Raw genomic sequence first — 21819 nt, forward strand, 5'->3', positions numbered from 1 at the left:
TTAAGAGAGGGTACTATGTTTAAATTTAACACGATTGAAGAAGCACTAGAAGATTTACGAGCGGGTAAGATTATCATCGTTACCGACGATGACGACCGGGAGAACGAAGGCGACTTTGTCTGTGCGGCTGAATTTGCCACGACCGAAAACGTCAACTTTATGGCCGTTTATGGAAAAGGGCTGATTTGTATGCCGATGAGCGAAAAACTGGTGCAAAAATTAGCCGTTCCCCAAATGGTGATGGAGAATACCGATAACCACGGTACCGCCTTCACCGTGTCAATTGACCATGTCGATACCACCACCGGTATTTCCGCGGCAGAACGTTCCGTCACCGCCATCAAGTGTGTCGATGAGAATGCCAGACCGGAAGATTTTAGGCGGCCCGGACATATGTTTCCACTGGTGGCCCGGGAAAACGGGGTTCTGGAGCGAAATGGCCATACTGAGGCGACGGTCGATCTGGTCAAACTGGCCGGGCTGAAAGAATGTGGCCTGTGCTGCGAAATTATGCGAGACGACGGCACCATGATGCGCACCCCGGAGCTGATCGCGTTTGCCCAGACCCATCAGATGAAATTCATCACCATTAAGGATTTGCAGAACTATCGCAAACAAAATGAAAAACTGGTGGAACGGGTGACGGTCACCAAAATGCCCACCAAATACGGTGAGTTTATCGCCTATGGCTATGTCAATAAGTTAAACGGCGAGCATCATGTGGCCCTGGTAAAGGGCGATGTAAGCGGCGAAAGTCCGGTATTGTGTCGGGTCCATTCCGAATGTTTAACCGGCGACGCTTTTGGTTCGATCCGTTGTGATTGCGGCGATCAGTTTGGCGCGGCGATGACCGCCATTGAAAAAGAAGGCCGGGGCGTGCTGCTTTACATGCGTCAGGAGGGCCGGGGGATTGGTCTGATCAACAAATTAAAAGCTTATGCCCTTCAGGATCTGGGCATGGATACGGTTCAGGCTAATATTGAACTGGGATTTCCGGAAGACCTGCGGGAATATTATATCGGCGCCCAGATTTTAAGCGATTTGGGCATAAAAAAGCTGCGGCTGCTAACCAATAATCCTAAAAAAATGGACGGTTTGTCAGAATTTGGGCTGGAAATGGTCGAGCGGGTTCCCATCCAAATGGAAGCATCCAGCCACGACCTGTTTTATTTAAAAACCAAACAGGAAAAAATGGGCCATATTTTAAATTATAACTAAAACCTAGTGATAAACTGCCGTACCGACCAATTGTTAATCTGTTGTTTGCTGCAGACTCGGACAGGCTTGGGCCGTGTCCGCTCTGATGCAAACAACATGATGTAACAATTGTCGGTACTAGGTTATCGTTTTGAAAGTTAGATAACAAAAATTATTATAGAGGAGAATATAATGAATGTATATGAAGGTAAGTTAGTATCAAAGGGAATTAAAGTGGGGATTGTGGTGGCGCGGTTTAATGAGTTTATTGGTTCTAAGTTGTTGGGCGGAGCCATTGATGGCTTGAAGCGTCACGATGTGAAGGAAGAGGACATTGACGTGGCTTGGGTACCGGGAGCCTTTGAGATTCCTCTGATTGCAGCCAAAATGGCTAAGTCAAAAAAGTATGATGCCGTTATTTGTCTGGGGGCAGTAATCCGCGGTTCCACTACCCACTATGACTATGTCTGCAGCGAGGTGTCAAAGGGCGTGGCCCATGTTTCGTTGCAGTCAGAAATCCCGGTGATCTTCGGGGTGCTGACCACTGAAAACATTGAACAGGCCATAGAGCGGGCCGGAACCAAGGCTGGCAATAAGGGCTATGATTGTGCCCTGACAGCCATTGAAATGGTTAATCTGATTAACGAAATAGCAAATTAAAAAAGAAGGGGCAGGAAAATTCTGCCCCCCCTTTTTAGATAAGTTTTAAATGAGTTCATCCAGGCTGACGACGCCGTTTTGAAGTGCTAATTCTTTAAGATCTTCATATTGTCCAGCCATGCTGGTAAAGAAGTAGGGGTTCACATAGAAGATACCAAGAATACCAAAGGTAAATCCGTTAAGGATAAACCATCCCAGGAAGCTGAGTGACATCACAAAAATATCGCCCTTATGCCCCTCGGTCATTCGCATCGAAATTTTAACGGCCTCAGTAGCCGGTACATTGGGGTATTCGGCCAAAATATAAGGTGTAAAACTATAAGCGAGGGACTTTATAATACCGGGTATAACAAAAAGCAAAGACCAGAGAAAAACAAATAATTCCATCCAGAGCATGCCACCAAGTTTCCGTCCAAAATCAGAGAAACCGGTTTTAAACATGTCTTCAAGGGTTGGAGCGGGGAGTTCGCCGCGGTAAATCCAAAGTGAAAAAAACTGTAGACCGACCATCATGGGCCCCCAGATAATCAGACCACCTAATCCTCCAATAAAGGAAGTGATGGCGGAAGCCGCACCAATAACAACCAATGCCAATATGGTTGCGCCAACACAGATCCAGTAATTCTCAGAAAAGTTCTGCTTGGCGATGGCTTTAATTTCTTGTCTCGTTTTCATAAAATCTCCTTTAATATTTATTTTATATAAACAATAAAAATGCGAACAAAAATTATTAAGGCACCTTTATTGGAATTTAAATATCAGGATTCCCAGGTAACGAAATAAACGCCGTCCGCTCTTTTTTGACCCTTACCGAGTTCAGCGTGTCTTAAAACGCTGAGATCAGCACTGACTTCTTCGGCTGTCAGACCAAATTTTTCGACAAACTGGGGAATGGTGACCCCGTTGTTGGCAACGATGTATTCATAAAATTCTTTTTGACGGGGGGTCAGGCCCTGGGTTCCGGTGTGGCCGGATCGTTGTCGATCAAGTTTGGCACTGAGAACGGCACTGGGATCGCAGGTTTGAACCAGTTTATGCTGACCTAAGGCGCAGTCATCACAAAAAATCTTACCTTTTACTTCGTAGATATCATCCTCTTTAAGTTCAATTCCGCAGGAAAAACATTTTTGCATAAGAAACTCCTTTATCCATAAAATTTGATTTCAGCTTAAGAAAATTTTGGTATTCTCTTAAGAATCTTTGTATATAATATCACGATTTACGAGAAGAAGAAAGTGAAAGTTGAGTGATCTAGTAGTGAAACAAGATATTATCAAACCCGGACGTTATCGACATTATAAGGGCAATGAATATGAAGTCATCGGAGTTGGAACCCATAGTGAAACATTAGAAACCCTGGTGATTTACCGGCCCTTGTATGGGGAAGGTGGACTTTGGGTTCGGCCAGTCACGATGTGGGACGAAATCATTGAAAAAGATGGCGTCATCATGAAACGTTTTGAATACATTGGAGAGGCATCATTAAAAAAAGATGAACGATAAACTAAAAGTTAAAGACCTGTTAAACGACCTGAAAGGGTTGCTACAAATCGATTCGACCAATGCCGATGCCGGACCTGTTATACCAGAGGCACCCCTAGGCATTGGCATTAACGCGGCAATCAACTATGTGTTAAATCTGGGCGAGCGCTTTGGCTTTAAAATCAAAAACTGTGACGGCTATTGCGGTTACATCGAAATGGGTCAGGGTGAAGAAATGATTGGCATTCTGACCCATGTGGACACGGTGCCGGTGGGGGATGGCTGGTCCGTTAATCCCTTTGATCTGACCATTGACGGCGATAAGGCCTATGGCCGGGGAACCATTGACAATAAGGGCCCCACCCTGGTGGCGCTTTATGCCATGAAGGCTTTGGCAGATAGTGGAGCACTTTTGAATAAACGGGTTCGTCTGATAATCGGTGGTGATGAAGAAGGTGAACAGTGGCATTGTATGAACCGCTATAAGGCCACCGAAGAAGCGCCGACTTATGCTTTTTCACCGGATTCCGGGTACCCAGCCATCTTTGCTGAAAAAGGCATTCTGAATGTCTGTATCAAAAAAAATCTGGAGCCCACCACTTACAACCTGGGCTTTTTTAGCGGTAATCAGATCAACACCGTTCCCGATTATGCCAAGGCCATTGTCAGTGATGCCGTTTATGAAAGCATCGGTAAGCCAGCTCATGCATCTCAGCCCCATGAGGGGGTTAATGCGATGTTTTTATTGGCCAGTGAGTTAAGAGTGCTGGGGTTGGAGCACCCCTTTCTGGATCTTATCGACATCGCCACCTCCGAAGGACTGAATATCGATTTTGAAGATGAAATTTCCGGGAAACTCACCATCAATCCATCGATTGCCAAGGTTAATCAGGACAAGGCGGTGCTAAAGTGCGATATCCGTTATCCGGTCACCATGAAGGGAGCGGACATCCGGGACCACATTGAAAGAGCCGTTACCCCTCTGGGTTTTACCGTTAACATCAATTATGATCTGCCACCGCTCCATATTGAGAAAGAAAGTTATCTCATTGATGCGCTTCAAAAAATTTATGAAGACTATACCGGCGATACCACCGGTCCCAAGGTCATCGGCGGGGGAACTTACGCCCGGGCCTTTGATAATGCCGTGGCCTTTGGGGGACGATTCCCCGAGGAACCCAACACCTGTCATCAGACCGATGAGTACTGGAGTATTAAAAGCATGAAGAAGAATTTTGATATTATCACCAAAGCGCTGGAAAGTCTGGTACAATAATAGCAGGGTGGCCATGCGGTAACCCTAAATCGTAGCGATAGAAATGGGGAAAAAGATGACCATTCATTTTGATAAACAAGCAGTCTTAGAGGCCTTGCGAGGCCTGTTACAAATAAAGTCGGTGAACGCCAACGCTGGAGCGACCACTTCAGAAGCGCCCTTGGGAACTGGGATCAATGCGGCCATTAATTACGTTCTGGAGTTAGGTAAAAGTTTCGGTTTGACCACTAAAAACTGTGATGGCTATTGCGGTTACGTGGAATTTGGCGAAGGGCCAGAAATGGTGGCGGCCATCACACATGTTGATACGGTCGAAGTGGGTGACGACTGGACCGTGCTGCCCTTTGACTTAACCATTGATGGCGATAAAATTTATGGCCGGGGGGTGCTGGACGATAAAGGACCTACCATTGTCTCTCTGTTTGCCTTAAAAGCCCTGAAAGAGGCCAAGGTACCGATTAATAAACGGATTCGCCTGATTATTGGCGGTGATGAAGAAGGCGGCAACTGGGCCTGTATGAAACGCTACAAAGAAACTGAAGAGATCCCCACCTACGCCTTTTCGCCGGATTCCGGTTTCCCGGTTATTTTTGCGGAAAAGGGCATCATGAATGTGATTCTTAAAAAAGAATTGGATAATGGCACACCCGTACTAAACTTAAGTAGTGGTAAACAGATCAATTCGGTTCCGGATTATGCTAAAGCGACTTACAACGGCCAGACCTACGAAGCCAGGGGCAAATCCGCCCATGCTTCTGAGCCACAAAAGGGTGACAACGCTCTGATAAAACTGGCAGACGAATTACGGGCGGCGGGTATAAAGCATCCGATTCTGGAGCTGCTTAAGCGGGCGACCCCGGCAGGTTTTGGGATTAACCTTTCTGATGCGGTATCCGGGGATCTGACCCTTAATCCGGCTATCGCCTTTGTAGATGAGAATATCGCCGTGCTTCGATGTGATATCCGCTACCCGGTGACCATAAAGAGCAGCGAGCTCTGTAAAACCATCCTGAAAGCCATCGAAGAGCTGGGCTTTTCTCTGGAAATGGATCATGAAACCCTACCTCTGCATGTCGATCAGGAAAGTTTTCTGGTCACATCGCTGCAAAAAGTATATGCCGACTACACTGGCGATACCAGCGGTCCGATTGTCTCGGGCGGCGGAACCTATGCTCGGGCCTTTGATAACGCCGTGGCCTTTGGCGGCGTTTTTCCCGGTGAAACCAACACCTGTCATCAGACCGATGAGTCTTGGAGCATTGACAGCATGGCGAAGAACTTTGATATTATTGTGAAGGCTTTGGAAGTGCTGGCGCAATAGAAGTAAGTCTAATTCCTAAAAGAGAATCGCGGGAATCAGATGACTCAAAAAAACAATATTGATTGTTGTGATAAAGGATAAAGTGAAGCGATGATATAATTATCTAAATTCACTTTTATTAAAATAATGATTGACAAATCGATTTCACTGGAATAACATATCTACAGGTATATACTGCCAAAAATAAAAATAGTGAAAGACGTGTCTGAAAACTTATTTTAAAATTTAATCAATTAATTTAGCCATGAAGGTTGAGTGTTCTATCGTAGATAGAAATCAATTTTCGTGGCTTTGTTTTTTTGAAAGGGGTTAAAAATGGAAGTAGTTGGAGTAATAAAAAAAATTGAAGCGTACTGGGACAAGCGTTCTGATTCGTTTGATGCTGATCATGATACGGAGGATTTGCAGGCATGGATGGAGGCGCTTAACAATCTTTTAGGGACGAATCAGAACAAAAATGTTCTGGATCTGGGAACCGGAACCGGATTTCTGGCAAATATGACGGCAAAGCTGGGTCATTCAACCATCGGGATTGATATATCAAGAGAGATGATGAATTATGCAGTTAAGCATGCAAAAACAGCAGCGTCGGATGCTGTTTTTATGGAAGGGAGCGTTTTAGAGCTGCCCTTTATGAACGAAACCATTGATTTTATTATCAATTCCCGGCTGATCTGGACACTGGTTGAACCGGATCTGGCAATCAGAGAATGGCTGCGAATTTTGAAACCAGGGGGAAAAATTATGTGTTTTAACCGGATGAAGGAGGGCGTTGGACTAAATATTGGCAAGGTTAATATTTATGAAGATGAAGAAGTGGATAACCATCTGGTAGTAAAGAGCGCTCGCATGGAAGAACTGAAAGAGCTTTTGGAAAGAAACGGTCTTGTTGAAGTGCAGATACAGAAGTTACCGGGTTTGACCCGTCCGGGATATGATTATGATCCATGGTTTGTTCTGATGGGAACAAAGGTATCAGAAACGGGTGTGCTGATTTCATGAAGGACGCAATTAAATCCATAAGTGGGGAGTGTGAGGATTGAACAGCAAATCGATATTAATTGAGAAAATAGTCAAACGAACCTTATGGTTTTTGCTTTCGATGCTGCTTTTATCAATTGTGGTTTTCTACTTTGCCCGTCTGGCTCCAGGTGATCCGCTACAATCATATTATGGCGATGCAGTCGAGTCGATGACATCCTCTGAACTGGATGCTGCAAGAGAACGATTGGGATTGGATGGTTCCATCGCACTCCAATATGTTAAATGGATCAGCAATGCTGTGCAAGGTGATTTTGGGATGTCGTTAAAATACAAAATGCCAGCATTGGCTGTGATTGCCCCGTTAATCGGAAATACCCTGATTCTGGGGGGCACTGCCTATATCCTGGTATTTGTGCTGGCAACGATTTTGGCATTATTTTGTGCTATGCATGAAGACACCTGGATTGACCGGATTATCTGTAAGGTGGGAACGGCGGCTTATTATATCCCGTCATTCTGGCTGGGAGTTGTATTGGTATTGATTTTTAGCATCAATCTGGGATGGCTTCCCAGTAGTGGCGCTTATGATATTGGTAAATCGGACGATCTTTTTAACCGCATCCAGCATATGATTTTGCCCCTAACAGTAATGATACTTAGTCATCTCTGGTATTACGCCTATATGATCCGAAACAAATTGCTGGATGAAATCCGAAAAGAATATGTGCTGCTGGCTAAATCAAAAGGATGTACGAAGTCGGAGATCGTTTTGAAACACTGTTTTCGAAATGTGGCACCAACCATTGTCAGCATTATGGCGATTTCCATTCCCCATGTTCTCAGTGGGACCTTTATTGCCGAAGCCGTGTTTAATTATCCGGGGATTGGAGCGCTGTCGGTTACCAGTGCCAAGTATCATGATTACAATTTACTGATGTTAATTGTTCTCATTACCGGCATTATGGTTGTTTCCAGCAGTATTATTGCCCAGTTTATCAATGAAGCCATCGATCCCAGAATGAAATTAACGGAGGTGAGCACATGGCAGGAAACGCCACAGACCCCTTTGTCCTAGTCGGGACGAATTACAAAACATACGAATCGGCAGAGAAAAGGATTTCCTTCTGGCAACGGATAAAAGGGATGCCGATCCTGTCAATGGTTATTCTTGGGATTATCATTCTGGGCTGTGTTTTTGCGGAACAGGTTTATAATCATGATCCGACCGGTTTTTATCTACAAAATCTTAATCAACCGCCAAACTCAGAATTTTATTTTGGCACCGATTCCCTGGGAAGAGATATCTATTCGATGATCTGGTATGGCGGTCGGGTATCCATTCTGATCGGTTTATTGGGGATGGCGATTATTACCGTGATTGGTGTTATCTATGGCTGTGTCAGCGGAACCGCTAATTCCCGGGTTGATTCAATCATGATGCGAATTCCCGAGCTGATCAACAGTATTCCCAACCTACTGTTGATTTTATTGCTGACATCGGTCATGGGAACCCAGAATATTGTCAAAATATCATTTGTCATTGGGGTGACCGGATGGTGTGGTCTGGCAAGAATTGTCCGGAGCGAAGTCAGACAGATCCGCAGTAGTGAGTATGTCCTGGCGGCGCAATGTATGGGGAGTGGCTTTTTTCATATTATGATAAAACACCTGATTCCCAATTTTATCTCCACCATTATGTTTGTGGTCGTCTCCAGTATTGGACTCAGCATCTCCATGGAATCCACGCTCAGCTTTCTGGGTTTGGGGTTGCCCGTTGATGTCGTTTCCTGGGGCAGTATGCTGTCTCTGGCAAATAAGGCGTTGCTGTCAAATTCATGGTGGGTCATTATCTTTCCAGGCGTATTTCTGATTACCACCCTGGTGTGTGTTACCAATATTGCCTATTATTTTAGAAAAGAAACAAATAAACGAGAAAGTTATCTCTGATTTTTGAGATAGCGTTTAGATAATTTTAGAGGAGAAAAGTTTATGAGGGTAAAGAAAAAGATTGTTAAATTATTGGCAGGGGTACTTTGTTTAAGTACCATGGTAAGTTTTACCGGTTGCTCGTCAGCATCGGCTGATAAAAAATCATCGACTGGGTCGGATTTGTCAAATACCCTGGTATACGCTGGGGAAACCGCAGATTCCATTAACCCGATTATTAATGAGGGCAGTGAATTGGTTGGGATCATTTTCTCAGGTTTGATGAAGTATGATGCATCAGGCAAGCCAATCATCGATTTGGCTGAAAGTTATACCTATGATGAGGGTTCATTAACATATACCTTTAAATTGCGGAAAGGGGTGAAATGGCATGATGGCCAACCGTTAACAGCACAGGATGTCGTTTTCACCTACGATAAGCTGACAAAAGATACCACCTTATCGGCCAGTGTATTAAGTAACTATACCGACATTACCAGCGTGACGGCAATTGATGACAACACCGTGGTGATTACGCTTTCCCAATTCAATGCCGCCATGCTGGATAATTTTACCATTGGAATTGCGCCGAAACATTTATTGGATGGTCAGGATTTGACCACCGCATCCTTTAATCAGGCGCCTGTGGGAACCGGTCGCTATAAATTTGTCGAGTGGGATAAAACTGGGGGAACCATCACCCTGGAAAAGAATGCCGATTATTACGATAAGGTGCCAAATATCGATCGGGTGGTTTATAAAACCGTTGCGGTAGAAAATACTAAAGCATTGATGCTTGAATCCGGTGAAGCCGATCTAGCCTGGCTGAACGCAAACTATGCAGAAAAATTCCGAGGCAAAGATGGTTATCAAAATATCGATTTTACAACCGCCGACTATCGGGCGATTTCAGTGGATAACCGAACCGATTTCTGGATAAAAAACAAGGATTCTGTTGGGGTTCTCAACGATGCAATTGATAAAGAGTCCGTGGTTAAGAGTGTGCTCAATAATCAGGGAAGCTCTGCATACAGCCCGATTCAGTTAAATGCCTTTGGTGGAAATACGGCCGCTGATATTTATACATTTGATCTGAATAAATTTGCCCAGGAAATGCAGGCATTAGGCTGGACAAAAGGCGCTGATGGCATTTATGAACGAAATGGGGAAAGATTCCATTTTACCATTCAAGTTCGGGATTATGAAGAAGAACGAATTGACATTGCCAACATTATTTCAAAACAGCTAAAAGAAGCCGGTGTGGATATGGAAATTGTTCTGGTTACAAAATTTGACTGGAAATCTGGATACAATGGATTCTTATCAGGCTACGCTGTTGAATTTGATCCAGATGCACTTTATGCCCAATTTACCACCGCTGGTAGTTCCAACACCATGAAATACTCAAACCCTGTCGTGGACGATTTATTGACAAAGGCCAGACATGAGAAAGATGTCGCGGCCAGAAAAGATTTATATGGCCAATTTGAAGTAGCGTTCGCAAAACAACCGGCCTCAGTACTGATTGCCTATCTGGATGGAAATTATGTCAGTATCAGTGGACTTGAAGGGCTTAATACCGATCGCGTTCTTGGTCATCATGCCGTTGGTGTGATGTGGAATATTGAAGATTGGACGCTTAACAAATAATTAAGCGCAGAAGTAAAAGGCTGTAAGGCATTCTTTGTTTGCCGGATGTTTAGTTGAGCATCCGGCATCTATCGATAGAATAGGAGGGCAATAGATGGAGGAACCGATTTTACAATTGAAAAATTTATCAGTGAGTTTTGATACGAAAAATGGTGAGGTTGAAGCGGTTAGAGATGTCAGTCTGACACTGAAAAAAGGCGAAATATTAGCCATTGTTGGAGAATCCGGCTGTGGAAAAACGGTGATGAGCCAAGCCGTTCTAAAACTGCTCCCGAAAACATCCAAAATCAAACAAGGGCGAATCATTGTCGATGGCGAAGACATTACCGACTATAAGGAAAAGGAAATGAGAAAACTGCGAGGTAGTGTTATGTCGATGGTTTTTCAGGATCCAATGACCACCCTCAACCCGACAATTCCGATTGGTAAACAGATAACAGAGGCTATTGTTAAACACAATAAAGTCAGTAAGGAAGAGGCAAAAAAACGGGGAATCGAAATGCTCAATTTGGTGGGGATTAACAGACAGGAAGAGATGTTTTCGTTGCAGCCACACTTTTTTTCCGGCGGAATGAGACAGCGTTGTGTACTGGCAATCGCCCTGGCATCAAATCCCCAAATTTTGTTTGCCGATGAAGCGACCACCGCGCTTGATGTAACGGTTCAGGCAAAAATATTAGACTTACTATTAGATATCCGTAATAAAACCGGGATTTCCATTATATTTATTTCGCATGATCTGGGTGTTGTTGCCAGAATTGCCGATCGCGTGGCAGTAATGTATGCCGGAAAAATTGTGGAGATTGGAACCGCAGAAGATATATTTTATAACCCCAGACATCCCTATGTATGGGGACTGATGTCGGCTTTGCCGGCACTGACTAAGGCGGGTGATTCGTTGGCCACCATTCCCGGAACCCCACCGATTATGCTAAATCCACCCCCAGGCGATGCGTTTGCGATACGAAATCGATATGCTCTCGCCATTGATTATGAAGAAATGCCCCCGATGTATGAAGTCTCACCCACCCATTATGTGGCGACATGGTTGATGGATGAAAAAGCACCCAAAATTAAACCACCAATTTCATTGAAAAGGATGGAAAAAGAATGATGAACTCAGAGTCGATTTTAAGTGTTTCAAATCTGCAGCAGCATTTTCAGATCAATAAAGATTTAACAATTAAAGCCGTCAATGGCGTCGATTTTGAGGTAAAAAAAGGCGAAGTGGTTGGTTTAGTTGGTGAAACGGGATCGGGTAAATCGACAGTTGCCCGAACCATCATGGGTATTTATCCGGCAACAGCGGGCGAAGTCTATTTTAAAGGAAATCTGATTTCGGACAAGGGGGTGTATCGAAAAAACAAAGGCGATATTAACAAAAATATGCAGATTATCTTTCAGGATTCAGCAGCAGCACTTAACCCCAGGATGACAGTTGAAGAAATTATAACGGAACCAATTGTTGTAAATAAATTGATGCAGGACAAAAATGAAATTCAGAAAAAATTGGACACCCTTTTAATAGAAGTGGGACTAGATCACACCTTTAAAAAGAAATACCCAACCGAAATATCGGGTGGTCAGCGCCAGCGTGTTGCGATTGCCCGGTGTTTGAGCACAAGTCCGGATTTAATCATTGCTGACGAACCGATTGCATCACTGGATGTTTCCATACAGGCTCAAATAATCACCTTATTTCAGCGGTTGCAACGGGAGCATGGGTTTTCGTTTCTTTTGATAGCCCATGATCTTTCAATAATTAAATTTATCTGTGACAAGGTAGCAGTGATGCTCCATGGAAAGATTATGGAAATTGGACCAACCGAAGAAATTTTCACAAGACCGGCCCATCCCTATACGCAGTCCTTATTATCAGCAGTACTGGTGCCAGATCCACTTTATGAACGAAATAAAATATTAATTGATTATGATGAAAGAAGTGCGATAGAAGAAGCCGAAATGGTGGAGTTATCACCAAAACACCGTGTTTTTAATAATTTCCCCAGCCTGGTACTTCAAAAATTATATTAACCGACTGGGGTCAGTTTCAAAACCGATTATCGGCCATTATTTTTAATGGTGATAATCTTTTTTTAGTTAGAGTCCGAACAGCACTAAAAAATCTCGTCAAAGCAGTTATGATTTGGGAAAAAATCTAGAAACCACGGGCTTTTTTGATTCGTTAAGCTGATTCGTGGTATATATAAAAAATAGCAGTTAAAATCCTGTCTTGAAACCCGAGGGAAAATCAAAGACAGGATTTTATTTTTTAAAAGCATTTTTGTGTTTTGAGAGGTTTTCTGTTCTTGAGGACGTACTAAGATAATGTGAGGGTGAAGAATGATGGAGAAACAAACAATAAGTATGGTGATTCCCTGTTATTGTGAAGAAGAGGTCATTCCCCTTTTTTATGATACGCTGGTGAATGGGGTTATCACTCAGATGCCCACAGTAGATTTTGAGATTCTGTTTATTGATGATGGTTCGAAAGATAAAACCCTGCCGATTATAAAAAAGCTTAGTGAAAAGGATTGTCGCGTAAAATATGTATCTTTTTCCCGGAATTTTGGTAAAGAAGCGGCTATTTATGCTGGGTTAAGTTATGCCTCCGGGGATTATGTCGGAATTATGGACGTTGATTTGCAGGATCCACCAGCCTTAATCATGCCCATGTATGAGGCTCTGATTAATGAGGATGTTGACTGTGTGGCAGCCTGTCGGGCAAGCCGCGCCAAAGAATCCCGTATTCGTTCGTTTTTTGCCAAACGCTTTTACAAACTGATCAATCGGATGACGGGCATGGAAATTGTCGAAGGGGCACGAGATTTTAGACTGATGAAGCGTTTTGTGGTCGAAGCTGTTCTGGCGGTCGGTGAGTATAACCGCTTTTCAAAGGGAATTTTTGAGTGGGTTGGTTTCAAGACAAAATGGCTGCCCTATCAGGATGTTGAGCGGGTGGCCGGAAAAACCAAGTGGTCTTTCTGGGAATTATGCCTATATTCAGTGGAAGGGATCATCGGTTTTTCAACTGCACCGTTGGCCTTTGCATCAGCCACCGGCCTACTTTTTTGTATGCTATCGTTTGTGGCCATTGTCGTGATCATTATTCGGGAAATATTATGGCATGGTTCCGCCTATGGGTGGGCTTCGCTGGTGTGTTTGATTTTTCTGATCAGTGGGATTCAGTTATTCAGCATCGGGATTTTGGGTCAATACCTGGCCAAAACGTATTTAGAAACGAAAAAACGGCCTATTTTTATTGTCAAGGAACGCAATTAAATGAAGATAGACAAAAATTCGCTTCTGGACTATGGCATTCTAGTTTTAATGGCCGTTCTTTTTCTACTGGTGTTTGCTTATGGAACCAGCCCCCTCTTTATTGATAATTATGGCATCTCAGACTCGGCGATATTCTTACTGATTGGCAAGGGCATCACCGCTGGCTACATTCCCTATGTGGATTTATTTGATCATAAGGGGCCAGTCATGTTTTTTATCGAGGCCTTGGGCTGGTCGATATGGCCCAATCGTTTTGGTAACTTTTTGGTGCAATGGTTTTTTATGGCCGCAAACCTGGTTCTGATTTTTAGAATGGGGCGATTGTTTTTAGCAAAAAAGTGGTGTTGGATTCCGGTTGTTTTCTTTTTGCTGATTCTGGCCGCCACCTTTGAAGGGGGAAACTTAACCGAGGAATATAGTTTACCGTTATTATTTCTGCCGCTATACCTGGCCACAAAATATTTTAAGTTAGAACCCCTGGGAAAAGCCAAGCATCCACCAATCTATGCGCTGGTGTATGGGATCTGCTTTACGTTAATCCTCTTTATTCGCTTAAATAATAGCGTATTTATTGGTGCGATCGTCTTAGTCGTGATGATCCAATTGCTGGTGAATCAGTCGTTTCGCAATTTTTTTGATAATGCCCTGACATTTCTTAGCGGTTCGTTTTTTGTCTGTTCGTTAGTCGCCATTTATTTTTTAGCGAATCATGCTTTTGGCGATATGATTTATGGAACCTTTTTGTTTAATCTCAAATATGCTGGGGGGATGTCAGGGATATCAACACCAGAGGAATTTGTAAAATTTGGTTACGCCATTACTCCGGTGATTTTTTCCTTTAGTGTGGGGATATACTATTTGCTGAAAAAAGTTAGCAAAGAAATTGCCTGGTTATTGATCACCGGTTCGTTGATCACCTTTTTTTCACTGCTGCTGGGCGGGGTTTTCTACCATTATTTTATCTTAACGGCCCCGTGCTTTGTTTTGGCCATTATTTTACTGATTGAGCTCTATCTAAAAGATGGGAAAATGCTGATCCAGGAAAACTATCACGTGATGCTTGTCGGGGTATTGGCGCTGCTGCTGATAACGGTGGGCAGCTACCTGAACTTTGCAGATCAGACGGTGTGGGAAATGATTGAAGAACAACCGAATAACAGCTATTATGAAGACGCCATGACGATTAAAAATTTAATCCCGGCTGACGATTTAGACAGCGTTTTAGGTTATTCGGTTCCCGCCGGATGGTTTCTAAAGGCGGATATCACACCCTGTTATAAATATTTTACGATGCAGGAATGGTGGGGGCGCTACGATCCGCAAGTGCTTGTTGATACCAATAAGCGATTAGAAAATAATCCGCCTAAATGGATTGTGTTAAACAATGATCCCCAACAAAACCAGACGCTCTATGCTGTTCTGGGGAAGAAATATGAATTAATCACAAAGGATACGGTCATTTCTTTGTACCATCTCAAAAGTGACTAAATAAAACTGATAACCAGGATAAAAAAAACGATTGTCGACCATTTAAGTAAAAGTGGTTGACAATCGCTTTTTTTTTCGTTAGAATACAGCAAGAGGTGAAAAAAATGTCGACAAAACAAAAATTATTACAAACCTTGGAAGAAAATCGCGAAACCTATCTTTCAGGAGAAGTGCTGGCCAGCACCATGGCGGTCTCCCGCTCAGCCATCTGGAAGGCCATCAAAAGCTTAAAAGAAGCGGGTTATGAAATAGAGTCCACCACCAACAAGGGCTATCGGCTAAAAAGTGAATCGGACCGAATGTCGGCGGAAGGGATACGCCCCTGGCTGTCTCCAACCAATCAGGCGCTTCCACTGATGGTCTATCAAACCCTTGGTTCCACGAATCAGGAAGCCAAGAAATTGGCACTGGAAGGGGTAAAAACGGGAACTGTTATTATTGCCGAAGAGCAAACAAAGGGACGGGGCCGAATGGGCCGTTCCTTTTATTCACCGCCCAAAAGCGGGATTTATTTAAGTCTGGTATTGCGACCCGATGTGGCCGCCCGGGATGCAGTGCTGTTAACCACCGGCGCATCGGTGGGGGTTTGCCGCGCGATTAAAAAAGTGACAGGCATTGATACCCAGATCAAGTGGGTCAATGATATTTTTATGGGCGACCGAAAAATTGTGGGGATTCTCACCGAGGCGGTGACTAACTTTGAGAACGGACAGTTCGAGTTTGTGATCATTGGCATCGGGGTGAATTTTAAACAGCCGGAAACAGCCTTGCCCAAAGAACTGAAAGACATTGTCGGGACCTTGTTTAATGAAAAACCGGATGCCCTGACCCGTAATCGGCTGGCAGCGGAAATTATCAACGAGGTCTTAACGATTTGTGACGATCTGACTAATCGGGATTTTTTAGAGGAATACAAAACCCACTCGATGGTTTTGGGAAAACAGATTAAGGTTTTTAGGAACGATGAGTGGGAAGTGGCAACCGCCCTGGACATTAGTGACGAAGGCGGATTAATTATCAAAAATCAATTTGGACAAACAGAAACCCTGAACAGCGGGGAAATTAGTATCAGAAAGATCTAGATAATTAATAGACGGTCCTGAGCTTCGCTGCCAGTTAACATCAAACAATTTTTACAGGATGGAAAATTAGAAGAGGATGGAACGAAATGATTGAAAAAAACGTGATTAATAAAAATACCCTCAGTATTAGAATGCTGGTGTTGTGCGGATTATTTTCCGCATTGATTGTGGTAGGAGCGATGATTAAAGTGCCCCTGCCGGGAATACCCTTAACCCTCCAGACGATGTTTGTACTTCTGGCCGGGTTGCTGCTGGGGTCCCGAGGGGGGCTGATTGCGGTTTTAGTTTATATTTTTATGGGTCTGGTAGGGGTACCGGTATTTACCGGTGGCGGCGGCTTAATGTATGTTTTAAAACCGACCTTCGGCTATATTGTCGGCTTTGCGCTGGGGGCATTTGTTACCGGGTGGTTGGCTGAAAGAAACCCTGATCACTCAACAAAGCAGCTAATTCTGGCTGCGGTTGCAGGAACAGCGGTAATCTACGCCGTGGGATTACCATGGTATTATGTGATTCTCAATTATTATCTGAATACGCCAGTGGGAGCGGCAACGGTCATGATGTCAGGATTTGTGATGACCCTGCCAGGGGGGATAATCAAGATTGCGCTCAGCGTACTACTGGCCAAACGACTGGCACCGGTGATTGGGCGAGGGATGCTCACAAAATGATTTTGACAAAACGTATTGATTCAGATCGATCATAGTTGTTAAGACAACATGATAACAAAGATAAAAGGCATTCTAAGAGATAAAAACAAGTGAAGCCGTACAGCCCCCATCGGGCAGATTTTCAAAAACAACCTTCCCGCCATGAATTTTCATGATCCGACGAACAATGATCAGACCCAAACCGTGGTTTCCGAGTAATAGTGATTCATCCAGTCCCCCTGAATTTTTTATAAGTTCAGGGGGATAGCCTTTGCCATCGTCACTGACCTTAATCACCAGGCCGGTCGTTAGATTAGTTACCGAAAGCGTAATATTACAGCCCCGGGGATTGTGCCGGATGCTGTTGTCAATCAGGTTGGTCAGCGCCCGGTGAAGCAGGGCCTGGTCGCAGAGTAAAATCGGGCTGTTGGTTTCTTCGGTTACATCGACGGAGAGGGAATAGGGCGCGGTGAGGCCATCATTGATAAAATTGACCGCTACACCTCGGATTAATGCGGCGGGCGAAACCCGGCTAAGCTCCATCGGTTGGGCATGATACTCCAGTTTGGAAGCCAGGTTTAAATCATCGATCAGGGACTTAATCCGTTGACTCTGCTCTCGGATGATCCGGGCCTGGTTTTGTTCGGCGGCAGGCAGGCGGGGGTTAATTTCCAGTTCGCTGGCGTAGCCCATCACCATCGACAGCGGGGTGCGGATATCGTGGGAAACTCCGGCAATCCATTCCGTCCGGGCCTGATCCCGGTGGGCCAGTTGTTGTTCCTGCTGAAAAAGAATCACCGATGTTTCATTGAGAATCCTAGCCACTTCCCCGGTAACACCGCCGGTGGGCAGTGTCAGGGGTTCTTTTTTTGGTAGGGCGGTAATGCCGTTATAGAGCGGCTTTAGCTTACGGTAGAGCCAGAGTCCCAGAAATAAAGCCAGTGCCAAAGCAATCAACACATTAAGGAAAAAAAAGCTCACAATAAAACCGGGAATATGGGCGATGGTGTTTTCGGTAGAGGTGATGTTGTATTTCCAGGTGCTGTTTTTGGGTTCACCTAAAACCAGCAGGCCGTCGGGATGCTCCCAAACGGAGACCGGATAGTCGTTGAGATACCAACGGCTAAAGGAGGCTACATCGGCAAGGGTGTATTGCAGCGGCACATCTTCAGGCAGGTTTTTGTTCCAGATCACCTGACCCTCCCGGTCAATCAGCATCGCCCAGACAAATTGCTTATTCATCAGAATGGTGGCAGAAGAATTAAGCTCATAAGTGCCATCGCTGTTTAAGAGACCATCGGAAATATCGGAGATCGCATATTTAAGTGGATGGTTACTAGAATATTTCATCATAAAGCTGGTCAAAAATGATAGATTGATGGTGACCAGTAAAAGTGCAATCGCAGCCGTCAGCAAAATCGAACGGGTGATGATTTTTCGCAAACTTTTCATGGCTTGGTTTCCTTGGCCAATTTATAGCCCATGCCCCGGATGGTCAGCAGGTATTGCGGTTGGGAAGGGTCCGCCTCGATTTTTTCCCGGAGCCGCCGGATGTGGACCATCAGGGTATTTTCATAACCGTAGAGATCGTCATCCCAGGCACTGCGGCAGAGGCTGTCAGCAGTGACGATATTGCCCTGGTTTTCCCAAAGCTTTTTCAGCAGGGCATGTTCTTTGGCGGTGAGGTTTTTTTCACCATCACCGGTCTTAACGATGCCGCTTTTAAAATTGACGGTCACCGCCCCCAGTACCAGAACTTCGTCCTGGTTTGGCGGAGTCAACAGCGGCTGGTAAACCCGCCGCAAGATCCCGCTTAAACGCAGCACCAGTTCCCGGGGCAGAAAGGGTTTGGTAATATAGTCATCGGCACCCAACCCCAGCCCCAGGAGCCGATTCTCATCCTCGTCCCGGGCAGACAAAAACAGCATCGGTACATTTGACTGCTGCCGTAGTTCCTGCATCAGAGAAAACCCGTCGCCATCGGGCAGCGTCACATCAAAAATTACCCCATCGGGCTTTTCTAAAGCAAAAAGCGCCCGCGCCTGCTGGCAGTTTTCGGCACTGATAATCTGAGCAAAGCCTGCCTGGTGAAGGATTGTTTTTAATAAATTGATAATTTCCGGTTCGTCATCCACAACCAGAAGCTTTGCTTCGAAAATTGTTTTCATTCGAATCACCCCCAGGTTATTATACCCGAAAAAATTGTTGGTGTTAGCATAAGCGATCAAAATTAAGGTAAAAGTAAGGCCGGGGACAACCCGCCGTAAGGTTCATCGGCTATCATAAAGGTATCGAAAAAAGAAGGAGTGCGTGGTTATGAGTAATATTATCGAGACTGAGGGTCTCAGCAAACAATATGGAAATGTTTATCGGGTTAAAGATGTTGATCTGTCGGTTCCGGAAGGCGCTATTTATGGTTTTCTGGGGCCCAACGGTGCTGGAAAATCGACAACGCTAAAGATGATTTTGGGGTTGGCGAAACCTACGGAAGGAGAGATCGCGGTCTTTGGAAGGCGGGTTAACAGCAAAAACCGTCTGAAAAATCTTAAGAATGTCGGCTCTCTGATTGAGTCGCCCAGCTATTACGGGCATTTAACCGGCGAGGAAAATCTGCAGATCTTTCAAACCCTGCGGGGGGTACCCAAACAAAACATTGCCGAAGTTTTAAAAATAGTTCGGTTGGAGAATCAGAAAAATAAAAAAGTCAGTCAGTATTCGCTGGGGATGAAACAGCGGCTGGGGCTGGCCAGTGCGTTGCTCGGGTATCCCAAGCTGCTGATTTTGGATGAACCAACCAATGGGCTGGACCCGGCTGGGATTTCGGAAATGCGGGAACTGATTCAGTCGCTGCCACAAAAATTTGGCATGACCGTGGTGGTCTCCAGCCACCTCCTAAGCGAAATTGATCAGTTAGCCACCCGGGTAGGGATTATTCGGGAAGGGGAGTTGGTTTATCAGGACAGCCTGACCAAGCTGCATCAGTACAGTAAACAGCACCTGGCGGTACGAACCATGAATAATGAGGTGACCAAATCATTTTTCAGTCGAAACGGCGTGGCCTGGGAAGCCGAGGATGATTATCTGATTATCCCACAGTTAAAGGACACGATGATGGCCGAAATCAGTAAGACGCTGGGGCAAAATAATATTGGCCTGGTCCGGATCGAAGAACGCAAAAAGAGCCTGGAGGATATTTTCCTGGAGCTGACCGGAACGGCGGTGAGTTTATGAGTGCCGCAATTGGGATGGAGGTCTTAAAAACAAAGGGTCGCAAGATTTGGCTGGTGGTGGCAGTGATGATGGCTGTTCAGCTGCTCTGGGCGGGCTGGGCTATTTCGAATAAAGACGCCAATGACCTGGTTCAGGGCTGGATGTTTTTTCTTTATCAGTTTCCGATGCTCAACTGCATCATCATGCCGGTAATCGCGGCGGTGGTGGCTTCGCGCCTCAGTGATGTGGAGCATAAGGGCCAAACCTTTAAGCTGCTGGAAACCATTATTCCGGCCCAGCGGATCTTTGCGGCCAAGTTTATCTGGGGTAGTGTCTATATGTTTGGGGCTGCCCTGGGACAATTGCTTATCATGATTGGTATGGGTCTCTTCCTGCATTTTGGCGGCCCAGTGCCCTGGGGGGCCTTGACGAGTTATCTGTTTTTCACTCTGGTGGTAAGCTTAACCATTTATATTTTTCAACAGGGGGTATCGATGCTCGTTGCCAATCAGATGGTGCCGATGACCCTGGGGCTCGTTGGCGGTTTTATCGGTCTGTTCAGTATGTTTTTACCTCAGAGTTTTCAAAAGCTGGTTTTGTGGAGCTATTATGGGGTGCTGATGCAGGTTGGCATGAACTGGGATGAGGTCACCCGGGTGGCAGATTTCTACTGGAAGGGCACGGATTGGTCGGGGCTCGGCCTGATTTTGGTTTTCTTTGTGCTGATTTACGGTATCAGCCGGATTTTATTTGTGAGAAGGGAGGTCTAGATGATGCTTAAACGGGTTTTAAAAGCAGAAATGATCAAGATGCGACATAGTCCGGTGTGGTTGGCTTTTTTACTGATTCCCATTATTCCGGCCTTTATGGGTACCTTTAATTATCTCAACAACCTGGGAATGTTGGAGAATCAGTGGTATAGCTTGTGGACTCAGCATACCCTGTTTGCCTGTTACTTTTTCCTGCCGGTATTGATTGGGATCTACGCGTCCTATCTGTTGCGGCTGGAACATACCAACCACAATTGGAATGCGGTAATGACCACCCCGGTTCCGATATCCCGGTTGTTTCTAGCTAAACTGATAATGGGCTGGCTGATGGTGATTTTGACCCAGATCTGGATTGGACTGTTGTTTATTATTTCCGGATTGCTGGCGGGGCTTTCGGGACCGATCCCGCCGGAATTACCAGTCTGGCTGTTGTTTGGAGCGTTGGGCGGCATGGTCGTTTGCGCCCTGCAGCTCTGTCTATCACTGGTGATTCGCAGCTTTGCGGTACCGGTCGGGATTGCTCTGATGGGTGGCGTTGCCGGGTTGGCACTGTTGTCTAAAGGTTATGGGCTTTACTTTCCCTATGCGCTCATAACCCTAGGTATGCGGGCCAACGATCCGGCGGCACCGATGTTGGTAGGCGAAGCTGCTTTTCTGATCGCCTGCGCTGTATTCACCGCTGGACTTTGTTTATTTGCCATCACCTGGCTAAAACGGCGGGATGTGGTGACGGGTTAATCAATAGCGGTCCAACATTAAACAGAAGAACCGTAAAAACGAAGTGAAAAATCAAAGCAAAAAAAGAGGCCAGTGTTTAGCAGCGACGATTATTGCTAAACAT

The 21819-nt window shown here is 45.0% G+C and carries 22 protein-coding genes; 18 read left to right on the plus strand and 4 right to left on the minus strand.

The window, feature by feature from the left end; all coding sequences use genetic code 11:
- Positions 1-15 precede the first annotated feature (15 nt).
- Positions 16-1218 carry a bifunctional 3,4-dihydroxy-2-butanone-4-phosphate synthase/GTP cyclohydrolase II gene (locus ACIZ62_RS00190; RefSeq protein WP_111888517.1) on the plus strand — a complete coding sequence of 401 codons (1203 nt, stop codon included), beginning with the start codon at positions 16-18 and terminating at the stop codon, positions 1216-1218.
- A 171-nt stretch (positions 1219-1389) separates the two neighbouring features.
- Complete coding sequence (gene ribE, locus ACIZ62_RS00195) at positions 1390-1857, plus strand: 6,7-dimethyl-8-ribityllumazine synthase (RefSeq protein WP_111888516.1); 468 nt, start codon at positions 1390-1392, stop codon at positions 1855-1857.
- A 45-nt stretch (positions 1858-1902) separates the two neighbouring features.
- On the opposite strand, the gene ACIZ62_RS00200 is transcribed toward ribE, so the two are convergent.
- Both ACIZ62_RS00200 and ACIZ62_RS00205 read right to left on the minus strand, forming a co-directional pair.
- Positions 1903-2532 (minus strand): DUF975 family protein, encoded by a 630-nt coding sequence (locus ACIZ62_RS00200; protein ID WP_111888515.1) that lies wholly within the window; start codon positions 2530-2532, stop codon positions 1903-1905.
- Positions 2533-2615: 83 nt separating this feature from the next.
- A complete protein-coding gene (locus tag ACIZ62_RS00205) occupies positions 2616-2990 on the minus strand; it encodes a hypothetical protein (RefSeq protein WP_111888514.1) in 375 nt (124 codons plus the stop codon).
- Between the two features lie 109 nt (positions 2991-3099).
- Between ACIZ62_RS00205 and ACIZ62_RS00210 the strand changes: the two genes are divergently transcribed.
- From ACIZ62_RS00210 to ACIZ62_RS00270, 13 genes are all read left to right on the plus strand, one after another.
- Complete coding sequence (locus ACIZ62_RS00210; protein WP_242988493.1) at positions 3100-3360, plus strand: DUF1653 domain-containing protein; 261 nt, start codon at positions 3100-3102, stop codon at positions 3358-3360.
- Positions 3350-4615, plus strand: a complete 1266-nt coding sequence (locus ACIZ62_RS00215) for a Sapep family Mn(2+)-dependent dipeptidase (protein ID WP_414150990.1) — start codon at positions 3350-3352, stop codon at positions 4613-4615. The genes ACIZ62_RS00210 and ACIZ62_RS00215 overlap by 11 nt, the downstream gene beginning before the upstream one ends.
- Before the next feature lie 55 nt (positions 4616-4670).
- Positions 4671-5936 carry a Sapep family Mn(2+)-dependent dipeptidase gene (locus ACIZ62_RS00220; RefSeq protein ID WP_111888512.1) on the plus strand — a complete coding sequence of 422 codons (1266 nt, stop codon included), beginning with the start codon at positions 4671-4673 and terminating at the stop codon, positions 5934-5936.
- A 315-nt stretch (positions 5937-6251) separates the two neighbouring features.
- Positions 6252-6938 carry a class I SAM-dependent methyltransferase gene (locus ACIZ62_RS00225; RefSeq protein WP_111888511.1) on the plus strand — a complete coding sequence of 229 codons (687 nt, stop codon included), beginning with the start codon at positions 6252-6254 and terminating at the stop codon, positions 6936-6938.
- A gap of 37 nt (positions 6939-6975) precedes the next feature.
- Positions 6976-7995 carry an ABC transporter permease gene (locus ACIZ62_RS00230; RefSeq protein WP_111888510.1) on the plus strand — a complete coding sequence of 340 codons (1020 nt, stop codon included), beginning with the start codon at positions 6976-6978 and terminating at the stop codon, positions 7993-7995.
- Positions 7962-8867, plus strand: a complete 906-nt coding sequence (locus tag ACIZ62_RS00235; RefSeq protein ID WP_111888509.1) for an ABC transporter permease — start codon at positions 7962-7964, stop codon at positions 8865-8867. The genes ACIZ62_RS00230 and ACIZ62_RS00235 overlap by 34 nt, the downstream gene beginning before the upstream one ends.
- A 42-nt stretch (positions 8868-8909) precedes the next feature.
- Positions 8910-10496, plus strand: a complete 1587-nt coding sequence (locus ACIZ62_RS00240; protein WP_414150991.1) for an ABC transporter substrate-binding protein — start codon at positions 8910-8912, stop codon at positions 10494-10496.
- A 94-nt stretch (positions 10497-10590) separates the two neighbouring features.
- A complete protein-coding gene (locus tag ACIZ62_RS00245; RefSeq protein ID WP_414150992.1) occupies positions 10591-11610 on the plus strand; it encodes an ABC transporter ATP-binding protein in 1020 nt (339 codons plus the stop codon).
- On the plus strand, positions 11607-12530 hold the full coding sequence (locus ACIZ62_RS00250; RefSeq protein WP_414150993.1) for an ATP-binding cassette domain-containing protein: 924 nt from the start codon (positions 11607-11609) through the stop codon (positions 12528-12530). The genes ACIZ62_RS00245 and ACIZ62_RS00250 overlap by 4 nt, the downstream gene beginning before the upstream one ends.
- A gap of 309 nt (positions 12531-12839) precedes the next feature.
- Positions 12840-13778, plus strand: a complete 939-nt coding sequence (locus ACIZ62_RS00255) for a glycosyltransferase family 2 protein (RefSeq protein ID WP_414150994.1) — start codon at positions 12840-12842, stop codon at positions 13776-13778.
- Complete coding sequence (locus ACIZ62_RS00260) at positions 13779-15266, plus strand: hypothetical protein (RefSeq protein WP_414150995.1); 1488 nt, start codon at positions 13779-13781, stop codon at positions 15264-15266.
- A 104-nt stretch (positions 15267-15370) separates the two neighbouring features.
- Positions 15371-16348: a biotin--[acetyl-CoA-carboxylase] ligase gene (locus ACIZ62_RS00265; protein WP_111888505.1), complete on the plus strand. Its 978-nt coding sequence runs from the start codon at positions 15371-15373 to the stop codon at positions 16346-16348.
- 86 nt (positions 16349-16434) lie between these two features.
- Positions 16435-17019 carry a biotin transporter BioY gene (locus ACIZ62_RS00270; RefSeq protein WP_322519599.1) on the plus strand — a complete coding sequence of 195 codons (585 nt, stop codon included), beginning with the start codon at positions 16435-16437 and terminating at the stop codon, positions 17017-17019.
- Positions 17020-17091: 72 nt separating this feature from the next.
- Here ACIZ62_RS00270 and ACIZ62_RS00275 read toward each other — a convergent pair whose 3' ends face one another.
- Positions 17092-18450, minus strand: coding sequence for a sensor histidine kinase (locus ACIZ62_RS00275; RefSeq protein ID WP_414150996.1), 1359 nt, complete (start codon positions 18448-18450; stop codon positions 17092-17094).
- Positions 18447-19166, minus strand: a complete 720-nt coding sequence (locus tag ACIZ62_RS00280; protein ID WP_111888503.1) for a response regulator transcription factor — start codon at positions 19164-19166, stop codon at positions 18447-18449. Before ACIZ62_RS00280 ends, ACIZ62_RS00275 begins: the two co-directional genes overlap by 4 nt.
- 148 nt (positions 19167-19314) lie before the next feature.
- Here ACIZ62_RS00280 and ACIZ62_RS00285 point away from each other — a divergent pair, with 148 nt between their 5' ends.
- From ACIZ62_RS00285 to ACIZ62_RS00295, 3 genes are read left to right on the plus strand one after another with little or no spacing between them, the layout of a single operon-like run.
- Positions 19315-20229, plus strand: coding sequence for an ABC transporter ATP-binding protein (locus tag ACIZ62_RS00285; RefSeq protein WP_111888502.1), 915 nt, complete (start codon positions 19315-19317; stop codon positions 20227-20229).
- Complete coding sequence (locus ACIZ62_RS00290) at positions 20226-20978, plus strand: ABC transporter permease (RefSeq protein WP_414150997.1); 753 nt, start codon at positions 20226-20228, stop codon at positions 20976-20978. The genes ACIZ62_RS00285 and ACIZ62_RS00290 overlap by 4 nt, the downstream gene beginning before the upstream one ends.
- 3 nt (positions 20979-20981) lie before the next feature.
- Complete coding sequence (locus ACIZ62_RS00295) at positions 20982-21716, plus strand: ABC transporter permease (protein WP_414151824.1); 735 nt, start codon at positions 20982-20984, stop codon at positions 21714-21716.
- Positions 21717-21819: the final 103 nt, after the last annotated feature.

This window comes from Acetobacterium carbinolicum (genome assembly GCF_047456275.1).
Lineage (GTDB): Bacteria > Bacillota > Clostridia > Eubacteriales > Eubacteriaceae > Acetobacterium > Acetobacterium carbinolicum.

Bases quoted from the DNA above. Each gene is read 5' to 3' on its own strand.
- ACIZ62_RS00190 (WP_111888517.1), top strand. From the start codon at position 16: ATGTTTAAATTTAACACGATTGAAGAAGCACTAGAAGATTTACGAGCG.
- ribE (WP_111888516.1), top strand. From the start codon at position 1,390: ATGAATGTATATGAAGGTAAGTTAGTATCAAAGGGAATTAAAGTGGGG.
- ACIZ62_RS00200 (WP_111888515.1), bottom strand. From the start codon at position 2,532: ATGAAAACGAGACAAGAAATTAAAGCCATCGCCAAGCAGAACTTTTCT.
- ACIZ62_RS00205 (WP_111888514.1), bottom strand. From the start codon at position 2,990: ATGCAAAAATGTTTTTCCTGCGGAATTGAACTTAAAGAGGATGATATC.
- ACIZ62_RS00215 (WP_414150990.1), top strand. From the start codon at position 3,350: ATGAACGATAAACTAAAAGTTAAAGACCTGTTAAACGACCTGAAAGGG.
- ACIZ62_RS00220 (WP_111888512.1), top strand. From the start codon at position 4,671: ATGACCATTCATTTTGATAAACAAGCAGTCTTAGAGGCCTTGCGAGGC.
- ACIZ62_RS00225 (WP_111888511.1), top strand. From the start codon at position 6,252: ATGGAAGTAGTTGGAGTAATAAAAAAAATTGAAGCGTACTGGGACAAG.
- ACIZ62_RS00235 (WP_111888509.1), top strand. From the start codon at position 7,962: ATGGCAGGAAACGCCACAGACCCCTTTGTCCTAGTCGGGACGAATTAC.
- ACIZ62_RS00240 (WP_414150991.1), top strand. From the start codon at position 8,910: ATGAGGGTAAAGAAAAAGATTGTTAAATTATTGGCAGGGGTACTTTGT.
- ACIZ62_RS00245 (WP_414150992.1), top strand. From the start codon at position 10,591: ATGGAGGAACCGATTTTACAATTGAAAAATTTATCAGTGAGTTTTGAT.
- ACIZ62_RS00250 (WP_414150993.1), top strand. From the start codon at position 11,607: ATGATGAACTCAGAGTCGATTTTAAGTGTTTCAAATCTGCAGCAGCAT.
- ACIZ62_RS00255 (WP_414150994.1), top strand. From the start codon at position 12,840: ATGATGGAGAAACAAACAATAAGTATGGTGATTCCCTGTTATTGTGAA.
- ACIZ62_RS00260 (WP_414150995.1), top strand. From the start codon at position 13,779: ATGAAGATAGACAAAAATTCGCTTCTGGACTATGGCATTCTAGTTTTA.
- ACIZ62_RS00265 (WP_111888505.1), top strand. From the start codon at position 15,371: ATGTCGACAAAACAAAAATTATTACAAACCTTGGAAGAAAATCGCGAA.
- ACIZ62_RS00270 (WP_322519599.1), top strand. From the start codon at position 16,435: ATGATTGAAAAAAACGTGATTAATAAAAATACCCTCAGTATTAGAATG.
- ACIZ62_RS00275 (WP_414150996.1), bottom strand. From the start codon at position 18,450: ATGAAAAGTTTGCGAAAAATCATCACCCGTTCGATTTTGCTGACGGCT.
- ACIZ62_RS00280 (WP_111888503.1), bottom strand. From the start codon at position 19,166: ATGAAAACAATTTTCGAAGCAAAGCTTCTGGTTGTGGATGACGAACCG.
- ACIZ62_RS00285 (WP_111888502.1), top strand. From the start codon at position 19,315: ATGAGTAATATTATCGAGACTGAGGGTCTCAGCAAACAATATGGAAAT.
- ACIZ62_RS00290 (WP_414150997.1), top strand. From the start codon at position 20,226: ATGAGTGCCGCAATTGGGATGGAGGTCTTAAAAACAAAGGGTCGCAAG.
- ACIZ62_RS00295 (WP_414151824.1), top strand. From the start codon at position 20,982: ATGCTTAAACGGGTTTTAAAAGCAGAAATGATCAAGATGCGACATAGT.